This is a genomic window from Bacillus sp. NPDC057893, from assembly GCF_042796455.1.
Classification (GTDB): Bacteria; Bacillota; Bacilli; order Bacillales; family Bacillaceae_G; genus Bacillus_A.
Genome location: NZ_JBHVNG010000003.1, coordinates 307,979 through 320,157, shown reverse-complemented (window position 1 = coordinate 320,157; position 12,179 = coordinate 307,979). Strand labels below are relative to the sequence as shown.

Annotated in this window: 17 protein-coding genes; 15 read left to right on the top strand and 2 right to left on the bottom strand. The window is 38.4% G+C overall.

What is annotated here, in order from left to right; translation table 11 throughout:
• Window positions 1-18 precede the first annotated feature (18 nt).
• Window positions 19-297: a DUF3935 domain-containing protein gene (locus ACFVQC_RS17495; protein ID WP_002144730.1), complete on the top strand. Its 279-nt coding sequence runs from the start codon at window positions 19-21 to the stop codon at window positions 295-297.
• Between the two features lie 455 nt (window positions 298-752).
• On the opposite strand, the gene ACFVQC_RS17490 is transcribed toward ACFVQC_RS17495, so the two are convergent.
• Window positions 753-1,364 (bottom strand): flavin reductase family protein, encoded by a 612-nt coding sequence (locus tag ACFVQC_RS17490; RefSeq protein ID WP_377898787.1) that lies wholly within the window; start codon window positions 1,362-1,364, stop codon window positions 753-755.
• A 161-nt stretch (window positions 1,365-1,525) separates the two neighbouring features.
• Window positions 1,526-1,912 (bottom strand): DoxX family protein, encoded by a 387-nt coding sequence (locus ACFVQC_RS17485; RefSeq protein ID WP_002144734.1) that lies wholly within the window; start codon window positions 1,910-1,912, stop codon window positions 1,526-1,528.
• A gap of 385 nt (window positions 1,913-2,297) precedes the next feature.
• Here ACFVQC_RS17485 and ACFVQC_RS17480 point away from each other — a divergent pair, with 385 nt between their 5' ends.
• From ACFVQC_RS17480 to atpA, 14 genes are all read left to right on the top strand, one after another.
• Window positions 2,298-2,795, top strand: coding sequence for a PTS sugar transporter subunit IIA (locus ACFVQC_RS17480; protein ID WP_002016294.1), 498 nt, complete (start codon window positions 2,298-2,300; stop codon window positions 2,793-2,795).
• A 314-nt stretch (window positions 2,796-3,109) separates the two neighbouring features.
• Window positions 3,110-3,550 carry a low molecular weight protein arginine phosphatase gene (locus tag ACFVQC_RS17475; RefSeq protein WP_201040423.1) on the top strand — a complete coding sequence of 147 codons (441 nt, stop codon included), beginning with the start codon at window positions 3,110-3,112 and terminating at the stop codon, window positions 3,548-3,550.
• Window positions 3,551-3,645: 95 nt separating this feature from the next.
• Window positions 3,646-4,089, top strand: a complete 444-nt coding sequence (gene rpiB, locus ACFVQC_RS17470; protein WP_000869917.1) for a ribose 5-phosphate isomerase B — start codon at window positions 3,646-3,648, stop codon at window positions 4,087-4,089.
• Between the two features lie 66 nt (window positions 4,090-4,155).
• Window positions 4,156-4,728, top strand: a complete 573-nt coding sequence (locus ACFVQC_RS17465; protein ID WP_377898786.1) for a TIGR01440 family protein — start codon at window positions 4,156-4,158, stop codon at window positions 4,726-4,728.
• 253 nt (window positions 4,729-4,981) lie between these two features.
• Entirely contained in the window at window positions 4,982-6,223 is a 1,242-nt protein-coding gene (gene glyA, locus ACFVQC_RS17460) for a serine hydroxymethyltransferase (protein ID WP_002016291.1), read from the top strand.
• Window positions 6,224-6,495: 272 nt separating this feature from the next.
• Window positions 6,496-7,125, top strand: a complete 630-nt coding sequence (gene upp, locus ACFVQC_RS17455) for a uracil phosphoribosyltransferase (protein WP_002113046.1) — start codon at window positions 6,496-6,498, stop codon at window positions 7,123-7,125.
• A 374-nt stretch (window positions 7,126-7,499) separates the two neighbouring features.
• Complete coding sequence (locus ACFVQC_RS17450) at window positions 7,500-7,613, top strand: DUF4024 domain-containing protein (protein WP_080019095.1); 114 nt, start codon at window positions 7,500-7,502, stop codon at window positions 7,611-7,613.
• Window positions 7,614-7,639: 26 nt separating this feature from the next.
• Window positions 7,640-7,864, top strand: coding sequence for an AtpZ/AtpI family protein (locus ACFVQC_RS17445; RefSeq protein WP_002089742.1), 225 nt, complete (start codon window positions 7,640-7,642; stop codon window positions 7,862-7,864).
• The gene (locus ACFVQC_RS17440; protein ID WP_002089741.1) at window positions 7,864-8,256 is read left to right on the top strand and encodes an ATP synthase subunit I; all 393 of its coding nucleotides are present in this window, start codon (window positions 7,864-7,866) and stop codon (window positions 8,254-8,256) included. Before ACFVQC_RS17445 ends, ACFVQC_RS17440 begins: the two co-directional genes overlap by 1 nt.
• Before the next feature lie 7 nt (window positions 8,257-8,263).
• Window positions 8,264-8,983: a F0F1 ATP synthase subunit A gene (gene atpB, locus ACFVQC_RS17435; RefSeq protein ID WP_002144738.1), complete on the top strand. Its 720-nt coding sequence runs from the start codon at window positions 8,264-8,266 to the stop codon at window positions 8,981-8,983.
• 56 nt (window positions 8,984-9,039) lie between these two features.
• Window positions 9,040-9,258, top strand: coding sequence for a F0F1 ATP synthase subunit C (atpE, locus tag ACFVQC_RS17430; protein ID WP_000052064.1), 219 nt, complete (start codon window positions 9,040-9,042; stop codon window positions 9,256-9,258).
• A 128-nt stretch (window positions 9,259-9,386) separates the two neighbouring features.
• Window positions 9,387-9,893 carry a F0F1 ATP synthase subunit B gene (gene atpF / locus ACFVQC_RS17425; protein ID WP_002144739.1) on the top strand — a complete coding sequence of 169 codons (507 nt, stop codon included), beginning with the start codon at window positions 9,387-9,389 and terminating at the stop codon, window positions 9,891-9,893.
• Complete coding sequence (gene atpH, locus ACFVQC_RS17420; RefSeq protein WP_002113044.1) at window positions 9,890-10,432, top strand: F0F1 ATP synthase subunit delta; 543 nt, start codon at window positions 9,890-9,892, stop codon at window positions 10,430-10,432. Before atpF ends, atpH begins: the two co-directional genes overlap by 4 nt.
• 11 nt (window positions 10,433-10,443) lie before the next feature.
• A complete protein-coding gene (atpA, locus tag ACFVQC_RS17415) occupies window positions 10,444-11,952 on the top strand; it encodes a F0F1 ATP synthase subunit alpha (protein WP_002113043.1) in 1,509 nt (502 codons plus the stop codon).
• Window positions 11,953-12,179 lie beyond the last annotated feature (227 nt).

Below are 12,179 nucleotides of genomic sequence, written 5' to 3'. Positions count from 1 at the left end.
ATAGAAAGGATGAGATGAATGACGAGATTGAAGCAAGTTTTTGGTATTATTATTAGTTTTTTTGTTTTTTGGTTTAGTATGCTCGGTGTACAAATGTTTGCCGAGTTTTTAGATATTGAGTCATTAAAATTTGTTGCAGGAAAATCGGAGGCGGCGCGTGCGTTTTATTCGCCGTATCCATTCGTAATTGTTTTCCTTATTACATTACTTTCTTTATATTTCTTTGTTATAAAGCTTGGTAAATCTAAAAAAGGGAAATTACCTGCAATAGAGGAGAAGAACGAAGAATTACAGTGAAAAAATCCCCCGCTTTTAGCGGGGGATTTTATGTTTGAGTGATGAAAGACTCCAATACCCTATGATTCTGGACGAGCCGCTTCCGCCTTTAGTTGTTATCCAGCTTCACCTCCTAGGCCCTTGAGTCTAAGAACCTTCCCCACGAGAAGATAAAAAGCATCTTCTGTGAGGAAGAACCTTAGCCACCGGGCCTGGGCAGTCGGTTCCGCTTTTAGTTGTATCCAGTTCCAGCGGCTAGAATGGTCGGTGGCTTCGCGTCTTCCTGCGAGGCAAAAGGCGCCTCTACGTCAGAAGCTCCATCCCCCTCCCATTCTGAGCGAGCCGCTTCCGCCTTTAAATATATCCAGCTCCAGCGGCTAGAATCTCCGGTCATTTCGCTCTCTCGATCGAAGCAAAAAGCGCTTCAAGCGAGAGAGCTCCAATGCCCTGCGATTCTGAACGAGCCGCTTCCGCTTTTAAAGTGGCCTTACTAATTCAAATTGTTCTCCTAGTTTGGCGTAGTTGTGTCCTGCTAGGCGGCTTATTGGTTTTAGTTCTTCGGCGTGAATTCGGCCGTTTTCGTATAAGTGTTCTGCGACGTGGAAGCGAACGACGCGGCCAATTAGTAGATCACAAGCTGGTGAGTCTTCGGTTCCGCCGAGCGGGATAGCGCGTTCTAATACGCATTCCATTCGAATGTTTGCTTCTTTCACCCCTGGTACTGAAATGACATCACTGTCGACTGGTGTTAGTTTTGCTAATTCGATTTCACTTTCATCAGGTGGTAGGTTGGCTGCTGTTTCATTGATCGCTTCTACGTAAGATTCATCAGAAATATGTACGACAAATTCCCCTTTTTCGATTGCATTTCGGGAAGTGTCTTTCGGTTTTCCTTCTTTGCGTTGTACGGAAACCGAGATAAGTGGTGGATTGGCAGCGACGATATTGAAATAACTATATGGCGCACCGTTTAATACACCATCTTTAGTTACAGAAGTAACGAATGCAACAGGACGTGGAATGATACTTCCTGTTAGTAATTTATAATTATCTTTTTCGGTTTGTTCGTTTGGATTAATGGATAACATGTTGTAATCCCCTTTCTAAATATGAATACTTATTGTTTGTTTACAAGATATCAATGGGAATCTCCTGCTGAAAATAATATTTTTTTGATGATGTGAAAAAGAGATTACCTCAATTTGAAGTAATCTCTTTTTTGGTAAATATCTCGAAATAGAGATAAATATTAAAGTAAAACGTATGCGCCAGGACCGATTAAAGCTACACCAACTGCAACAGCGATTAACATTAAATTATACTCAAATCCGTTTTGTGTTACCCAGTAACCATTTTTTCCGTGAACTGTGAAGATTGCTACTAACATTGTTCCTACGATAAATAATGAACCAACTACAGTGAAAATACCTGCTGCGAATAAGAAACCACCTAATAGTTCAGTTGCGCCAGCCATAAATGCCATAAATACACCAGGGCGTAAACCGATTGATTCCATCCAGCCACCTGTTCCTTTCAGCCCGTAGCCACCAAACCAACCGAATAATTTTTGAGCACCGTGACCCATGAATGTAATTCCTATAATAAGACGAATAATAAGAAGACCGATATCCATCATTTCAAAAACCTCCTAAAAGTTATTAACTTATCTTGTGTAAGTAATAATAAAATAGTTACTTACTTTAGTCAAGTGGATTTTGAAAAAATTTGAAAGAAATTTTACAAATTAACAACAAAAAATAAAATGTAGTAAAGACCTCTAGACAAGTAAGTGAAAAAAAGAGAAAATATAAGTAGAAGTTAACTTCTTATTGTTATTCAGACAATCAGAATTGACTGGAATTTTGTGAGGCGCTACAATAAGAGTCTAGTAGTAATGACATGATTTATTTCGAAAGAGTTTTTACAGTATAACATTCGAAGTATGAAGTCTTACGTGTATTTCGATCTTGAATAGAGATTGCCCTATAAATTTTTAGGTAAATTATAAGGAGGACTATCCTATGTTTAAAAAATTATTCGGTTTTGGTTCAAAAACAAATGAAGAAACAATCGTAGCTCCATTAACTGGAGCAGTGAAAAATATTGAAGAAGTACCAGATCCAGTATTCGCTGGTCGTATGATGGGTGACGGTGTTGCAATCGATCCTACTGAAGGTGTAGTTGTATCTCCAGTTGATGGTGAAATCGTACAATTATTCCACACGAAACATGCTATTGGAATTAAAGCGAAAAACGGTACAGAAATTTTAATCCACGTTGGATTAGAAACTGTAAAAATGGAAGGTGAAGGTTTCGAAGCTCACGTTTCTGAAGGACAAGCTGTAAAAGCTGGAGATAAATTAATCTCATTCGACTTAGAATTAATTCGTGAAAAAGCGAAAAGCACAATTACTCCAATCGTTATTACAAACACAGATGCAGCTGAGTCTATTAAGACAACTGTAGGTGTAACAGCTACAAAGGGCTCAACAGAAGTAATGAAAGTTACAATGAAATAATTATTGTATGAAAGGAATCTGTTTCGTATGAAATGGATTCCTTATTTTGTTTCGTAGTGTGTTCATTATGTATGGTAAATACTTTGGGTGCTTGGAAATAGGGTTTCACATATATGTGGATAAGGCGCATTTTTCTTAGAAAAAATATAAGAGAAATGCGCCTTTCGTATATTCACATTTCTTTTGTTCTATTCTAATATACGCTATGATAAAGTGAAACTTTAATCAGTGGAGGTTGTTCATCTCCCGCTGATTATTAGCCTTCACCAATCGGGGATAAATGGTAGGAAATAGAAAAAAAGGGGTGGGTTTGGATGAAACGAGTGTTATTTGTTTGCACTGGCAATACATGTCGTAGTCCGATGGCTGAGGCGCTGCTTCGTCATCATGGAGGAGATAAGTTTGAAGTGCAATCTGCTGGTGTTTTCGCCTATCCTGGAAGCGATGCATCGGTATATGCGAAGGAAGCTTTAGCTGAAAAAGGAATTTCAATCGATCATGCCGCGCAGCAGGTAAACGATACTTTGGTTAATTGGGCGGATATTGTAGTAACAATGACGGAAAACCATAGGGAAATTGTACTTGGGCATTATCCGAGTGTTGAAAAGAAATTGGATACATTATATGGATTAACTGAGGGTGTAAGTAAGGATATTTCAGATCCATTTGGCGGATCGCTTTCTATTTATAAAGAAACGTTAGAAGAGATGGAAAAACTTGTACAAACTTTACTGGAAAAACATTCAGAAGGTTGATGTTTCGTGTATAATACGATATTGGAGATCACTTCGTTCTATTAAGGTAGCGAGTGTAAATGAAGATAATTGATTGAAACTTTGGAGGGGTAAAAATGAAAGTAGTAGTAGCATCTGATCACGGCGGTATGAATATCCGTAAAGAACTTGTAAGTTTATTAGAAGAGTTAAACATTGAATATATTGATTTAGGTTGTGAATGTGAAGCTGGTTCTGTTGATTACCCTGATTTTGCGTTTCCAGCAGCAGAAATGGTAGCAAATGGTGAAGTGGATCGTGGCATTTTAGTTTGCGGGACAGGCATTGGGATGTCAATCGCAGCAAATAAAGTAAATGGTATTCGTTGTGCATTAGTTCATGATACTTTCAGTGCGAAAGCGACGAGAGAGCATAATGACACTAACATGTTAGCAATGGGCGAGCGTGTAATTGGAGCTGGTCTAGCGCGTGATATCGCGAAAATTTGGCTAACAACTGACTATGAAGGTGGCCGCCACGAAAACCGCGTAGGAAAAATTAAAACGTACGAAACAAAGTAATAGATTCTAACTATAAGTAGTTTGAAATATAATTTGGTGAACCAACCTGTGAAAGGAAGAGGCGTAATGACAGAAATCGTAAAGGTAAGAGAACAGCTACAAATGTCGCTTTCTGATTTCCAAGAACAAGCCACGCTGCAAAGTGGCCAAATTTTTGTAGTGGGGTGTAGCACGAGCGAAGTGCTAGGTGAAAGAATTGGAACATCAGGAACGATGGAAGTGGCAGAGGCGATTTTTTCTGAATTCAAACAATTTCAAGAACGAACAGGTATTGAATTGGCGTTTCAATGTTGTGAGCATTTAAATCGTGCTTTAGTAGTTGAGAGAGATGTAGCGATGAAATATCAATTTGAAATTGTAACAGTTACGCCTGTTAGATCAGCAGGTGGTGCATTAGCGACGTATGCGTATCACAATTTTAAAGATCCGGTAGTAATTGAGTTTATTAAAGCAGATGCAGGAATGGATATCGGCGATACATTTATCGGTATGCATTTAAAGCATGTAGCTGTACCGGTTCGTACAAGTGTGAAGGAAATAGGAAGTGCGCATGTAACGATGGCGAAAACACGTGGGAAGCTAATAGGTGGAGCACGTGCTGTTTATGCGGCAAATGAAGAAACTATTCCTTGCCGTTAAACATGAAAAATTATAAAGTCTTATAACAGCTTTATATCGAAAGGTAAAAGGTATGTAGTCTGACCTTATAATAGAAGAAAGAAAAGACCAATTTTGGTCTTTTTTTTTCTTTTATGATATAGAAAGTCATGTTAGAATGTAGTTGAAAACATGAAGGTTCGAAAGAATTACAACCTGAATTTTCGTTTTTTCTGAATAAATGAGAAAAAACTATTGGGAATTGATGTAATTCGTTCAGAAAAGGGGGATTTTGGTGAATCATTTAAAACGTCAAGATGAAAAGGTATTTGCTGCAATTGAGGCAGAACTAGGAAGACAGCGTTCAAAGATTGAGCTAATTGCTTCGGAAAACTTCGTAAGTGAAGCAGTAATGGAGGCGCAAGGTTCTGTTTTAACGAATAAGTATGCTGAAGGATATCCTGGAAAACGTTACTATGGTGGTTGTGAACACGTAGACGTAGTAGAAGATATCGCACGTGATCGCGCGAAAGAAATTTTTGGCGCAGAGCATGTAAATGTTCAACCACATTCTGGTGCACAAGCGAACATGGCAGTATACTTTACGATTTTAGAGCAAGGCGATACAGTACTTGGTATGAATTTATCTCATGGTGGTCACTTAACACACGGAAGCCCTGTTAACTTCAGTGGAGTACAATATAATTTCGTAGAATATGGCGTGGATGCTGAATCTCACCGTATTAATTACGATGATGTATTAGCAAAAGCGAAAGAACATAAACCAAAATTAATCGTTGCAGGTGCAAGTGCATATCCTCGTGTTATCGATTTCAAACGATTCCGTGAGATTGCAGATGAAGTGGGTGCATACTTTATGGTTGATATGGCACATATCGCTGGTTTAGTAGCTGCTGGTTTACATCCAAACCCAGTACCACATGCACATTTCGTTACAACGACAACACATAAAACATTACGTGGTCCACGTGGTGGTATGATTTTATGTGAAGAGCAATTTGCAAAACAAATTGATAAATCAATCTTCCCTGGTATCCAAGGTGGTCCACTTATGCACGTAATTGCTGCAAAAGCTGTTGCATTTGGTGAGACACTACAAGATGAGTTTAAAACATATGCACAACATATCATTAATAATGCGAACCGCTTAGCTGAAGGTCTTCAAAAAGAAGGACTTACACTTGTTTCTGGTGGAACAGACAATCATTTAATCTTGATTGATGTTCGTAACTTAGAAATTACAGGTAAAGTAGCAGAGCACGTATTAGATGAAGTTGGTATTACAGTGAACAAAAATACAATTCCATTTGAAACAGCAAGCCCATTTGTAACAAGCGGCGTACGTATCGGTACAGCAGCTGTAACATCTCGTGGTTTCGGTTTAGAAGAAATGGATGAAATTGCGGCACTTATTGCTTATACATTAAAAAATCATGAGAATGAAGTTGCATTAGAAGAAGCAAGTAAGCGTGTAGAAGCGTTAACGAGTAAATTCCCAATGTATACAGATCTATAATAGATTGAAAAAGACTGCTGAAACGTAATTGTTTTGGCAGTCTTTTTTTTGGACATATATTGCTTTTAAAGTATGTATACAAATGATGAATAAATTTTGGCGATATAATGAAGGATACAGCTCCCATAATTGGTAAAGATACTAGATAGATTCATCGCAAAATCATGATTTTACCAAATTTGCCCTTGAATATTAGTAGCGTTTTCTTTACAATCGTAAATAGTGTAAAAAAGCGTGTAAACGCATGAATATCATCTAAAGGAGAGATTCACATGGGAAAACTGTATGTATTTGATCACCCGTTAATTCAACATAAGATTACATATATTCGCGATAAGAATACAGGTACGAAAGATTTTCGTGAATTAGTGGACGAAGTAGCAAGCTTAATGGCTTTCGAGATTACTCGTGACCTTCCACTTAAAGACATTGAAATTGAAACGCCTGTAAGCAAAGCGACAACAAAAGTGATCGCTGGTAAAAAACTTGGTTTAATTCCGATTTTACGTGCAGGTTTAGGAATGGTTGATGGAATTCTGAAATTAATTCCAGCAGCAAAAGTAGGACACGTTGGTTTATACCGTGATCCTGAAACATTGCAACCGGTAGAATACTATGTGAAACTTCCAACGGATGTAGAAGAGCGTGACTTTATCGTACTAGATCCAATGCTAGCAACAGGTGGTTCTGCGGCTGAAGCAATTAATTCTCTGAAAAAGCGCGGTGCAAAGCACATTAAATTAATGTGTATCGTAGCTGCTCCAGAAGGAGTAAAAGTAGTACAGGAAGAGCATCCTGATGTTGATATTTATATAGCAGCATTAGATGAGAAGTTAAATGACCATGGTTATGTAGTTCCAGGTCTTGGTGATGCTGGTGACCGTTTATTCGGAACGAAGTAAGACAACAGACGAGAGGGGGATTCCCCTCTCGTTTTTTTTCGCCCTCAGCGCACGGGGGAGGGGGAGATAAATATACAGGGTATATACAACATAAGTTATATACACATCACATATAATATAGAAGTCTTACGTCTAGAGAACACTATATTATGGAAGGAAAGCGCTATATCTTAAAAATATAATAGTGACAAACTTGTGAACATTTCCTTCTATTATAAAGAGAGATCTGTTAGAAATTGCATATCTCTAACCAGTATTTAGAAGGGGAACGTTTTCATTTTTGGGAGGAAATGCCTAATACTCAAATTTTTTGATTTTTTACGATTTCTCGTTGACACTGTTAATACCCTATTGTATGCTAACAACGGGGATAGATGGTAGGGCTTTCAGTGACAAAAATACATCTATTCAGTGACGAAAATGTAAACTTTTTATTTTGTATAGAATTTATGCAGAAAAATGAGTTATTATTAACACATCGTGAATGAGGGTTACATATTGGAGGGATGAATCCTTGCAAAAAAACGATCGCAGCCATATAAAAGCGTATGCTTTAATGTCAGGAATTCTTGCTCAGTTAGTTGGTTCTATTCTTATTGGAATCTTTGGTGGGCAATGGATTGATAATAAGGTTGGAACGTTTCCATTGTTTCTTATTATAGGGTTATTACTCGGGTTAGGAACAGGGGTATACGCAATGATTCGACTCATTCAACATTACTATTCGGGAGAGCAATGATGATAGACGTACATGGACTTGTCCAAAGACAAAAGAAATATATGTACTACTTGCTTGCGCTTCTAGTGCTAGGATGGGGAGTTACCTCTTACAAGGATGTATTTCTTGGACTGATTATCGGAACGATTTTCAGTTTTCTTAGTTTGCGCATCATTGCACGTAGAACAGACAAGCTATTAGATCGCGTAACAAATGGAGAAAACGTGAAATTTAAAGCAACAGCGGTAAGTACATATTCAAGATTTGCCACGATTGGGTTATTGATTTTATTTGCAGCCAAATATCAAGAGTTAATTGCGATGTGGGGCTTAGGTGTAGGATTGCTGACAGGATACCTTGTCATGATCATAGATTTTCTTTATTTAGAGTATACGAGCAGGGAAGAGAGGTGAATTACTAGTGGAACACGGTAAATTAGTTGAATTTCTAGGTTTAACGTTCGATTTGTCATCAGTTATGATGGTTACTGTAGCAGCAGTTATTGTTTTCTTAATCGCTGTTATCGGAACTCGCAGCTTAGCGCTTCGCCCAACCGGAATGCAAAATTTCATGGAATGGGTGTTTGACTTCGTGAAAGGGATTATCAATAGTACGATGGACTGGAAAACAGGTGGACGTTTCTTAACGCTTGGCGTTACGCTTATCATGTTTATCATCGTATCGAACTTCCTTGGTTTACCATTCATGTATTCAACAGTTGAGGCTGGCGAACATATTGCATGGTGGAGATCACCAACGTCTGATCCAGCAGTTGCATTAACATTAGCCGTGATGGTAGTTACCCTCACCCATTATTATGGAATTAAGATGAAGGGTACGAAAGAATATGCTAAAGGTTATTTCCAACCTATGAAATTCTTATTCCCATTAAAGGTTATTGAGGAGTTTGCTAACACATTAACGTTAGGTCTTCGTTTATTTGGTAACATTTATGCAGGTGAAATCTTATTAGGATTACTTGCTAAGTTAGGCGGAGCATCATTCTTTGGAGCATTAGGTGCACTTGTACCGATGTTAGCATGGATGGGATTCAGTGTATTCGTTGGATCAATCCAGTCATTTATTTTCGTAATGTTAACGATGGTTTATATGGCTCATAAAGTAAGCCATGACCATTAATATAATTTAAGTAAGAAAAAATTTATTTTTTTATAATACAAAGGAGGACAAATTAAATGAGTTTAGGTGTAATCGCAGCTGCAATTGCAATTGGTTTATCAGCATTAGGTGCAGGTATTGGTAACGGTCTTATCGTATCACGTACAATCGAAGGTGTTGCTCGTCAACCAGAATTAAAAGGCGCACTTCAAACAATTATGTTCATCGGGGTTGCATTAGTTGAGGCACTTCCAATTATCGGTGTAGTTATTGCTTTCATCGTAATGAACAAATAAGGGAGACTCCCCTTACATAGATGGCGAAGAGTGTTTTTTGAACTTTCTTCGCCATTGCTTTATGAACGAAACGTATGTCTTTTTTTTTCATATGATCAATTTAGATATTTTGAAGGGAGTGAATCCTTGTGCCAACTTTATTATTAGGGGCTTCCATTCCATTTGGAACGATTGCTTATACATTGTTCATTTTCTTACTTCTATTAGTAATGCTACGCAAATTTGCGTGGGGTCCTTTAATGGGAATTATGAAAGAACGTGAAGAGCATGTTACTAATGAAATCGACGCTGCAGAAAGAAGTAACATTGAAGCGAAGAAGTTAGTAGAAGAACAACGTGAAATGTTAAAACAATCGCGTGTTGAAGCACAAGAGTTAATCGAAAGAGCGAAAAAACAAGCTGTAGATCAAAAAGATGTTATTGTTGCTGCTGCGAAAGAAGAAGCAGAATCAATTAAAACATCTGCTGTACAAGAAATTCAACGCGAAAAAGAGCAAGCGATTGCTGCTTTACAAGAACAAGTCGCTTCTTTATCTGTTCAAATTGCTTCTAAAGTAATTGAAAAAGAGTTAAAAGAAGAAGATCAAGTGAAGTTAATTCGCGATTATATTAAAGAAGTAGGAGAAGCGCGATGAGCAATGGGATTGTAGCAAAACGTTATGCTGTCGCTCTTTTCAAAATTGCAAAAGAAAAACACGTATTAGAAATGTTTGAAGAGGAATTACGCCTTGTACAAAACGTTTATGTAAAGAACGGAGAACTACATAGCTTTTTAACGCAACCGAACATTTCAAAAGAGCAGAAGAAAACGTTTCTTGCAAACGTATTCGCATCTGTTTCTGAATCTATTTTAAATACGTTATATATTTTAATTGATAACAAGCGTATTGATATCCTACCTGAAATTGCAGATGAATATGTTGTTCTTGCTAATGAAGAACGTAACGTAGCGGATGCAACTGTATATTCTATTCGTCTTCTATCAGAAGACGAAAAACTTAACATTGCAGAAGCATTTGCAAAAAAAACAGGAAAAGATGCAATTCGCGTGAAAAATGTTGTAGATGAAGATTTACTAGGCGGCATTAAAGTACGTATTGGAAATCGCATTTACGACGGAAGCTTACAAGGAAAATTAGCACGTATTCAGCGTGAATTAATGAAGAATAGATAGGGGTGAAGCACATGAGCATCAGAGCTGAAGAAATTAGCGCACTGATAAAGCAACAAATCGAGAACTATCAGTCTGAAATCGAAGTTAGTGATGTTGGTACAGTTATCCAAGTTGGTGACGGTATTGCGCGTGCTCATGGTCTTGATAACGTTATGGCTGGTGAACTTGTAGAGTTCTCTAACGGCGTTATGGGACTAGCACAAAACTTAGAGGAAAACAACGTAGGTATCATTATCTTAGGACCTTACACAGAAATCCGTGAAGGTGACGAAGTTCGTCGTACTGGTCGCATCATGCAAGTACCAGTAGGAAAAGAACTAATCGGTCGTGTTGTAAACCCATTAGGTCAACCAGTTGATGGTTTAGGCCCAATCAATACAACAAACACTCGTCCAATCGAAAGTCCAGCACCAGGTGTAATGGATCGTAAATCTGTTCATGAGCCACTTCAAACAGGTATTAAAGCGATCGATGCTCTTGTACCAATTGGCCGTGGTCAACGTGAGTTAATCATCGGTGACCGTCAAACAGGTAAAACAGCAGTTGCACTTGATACAATCATTAACCAAAAAGATGAAGATATGGTTTGTATCTATGTAGCTATCGGACAAAAAGAATCAACTGTACGTAACGTAGTAGAAACACTACGTAAGCACGGTGCATTAGATTACACAATCGTTGTAACTGCATCAGCTTCTCAACCAGCTCCATTATTATACCTAGCTGCTTATGCTGGTGTAACAATGGGTGAAGAGTTCATGTACAATGGCAAACACGTATTAGTAGTATATGATGACTTATCTAAACAAGCAGCGGCTTACCGTGAGCTTTCATTACTATTACGTCGTCCTCCAGGTCGTGAAGCATATCCAGGGGATGTATTCTACTTACATTCTCGTTTATTAGAGCGTGCAGCAAAATTAAGTGATGCAAGAGGCGGCGGTTCTTTAACTGCACTACCTTTCATCGAAACACAAGCAGGGGACGTATCAGCTTACATCCCAACCAACGTAATCTCTATTACGGATGGACAAATCTTCTTACAATCTGACCTATTCTTCTCTGGCGTACGTCCAGCGATCGATGCGGGTACTTCTGTATCTCGTGTAGGTGGATCTGCTCAGATTAAAGCAATGAGTAAAGTATCAGGTACACTTCGTCTTGACCTTGCATCTTACCGAGAGTTAGAAGCGTTCGCTCAGTTCGGTTCTGACCTTGATAAAGCAACACAAGCGAAATTAAACCGTGGTGCTCGTACAGTTGAGGTATTAAAACAAGGATTACACAAACCGTTACGTGTAGAGAAACAAGTTATCATTCTTTACGCTTTAACACGTGGATTCCTAGATGATATCCCAGTAGTAGATATCACTCGTTTCGAAGAAGAATTCCATGCTTGGTTAGATTCAAATGCAGCTGACTTATTAAGCGAAATTCGCACAACTAAGAAACTTGCGGATGACGACAAATTTGCAGCAGCAATTAACGGATTTAAAAAAGTATTCGTAGCTTCTGAATAATAAATAAAAGCGGAAGCGGCTCGTTCTGAATGTGAGGGGGATGGAGCTTCTGACGAAGAGGCGGTCTTTGCCTCGTAGGAAGAAGTGAAGCCACCGAGCATTCAAGCCGCTGGAGCTAGATAAATAAAAGTGAAGTCGACTGTGGCTTAGCTAGATCATATAAAGGCATCTCAGCTTTTGAGATTGCTGACGGTTATGTAAAGGAAAAGAGTAGGTGCACCTATTCT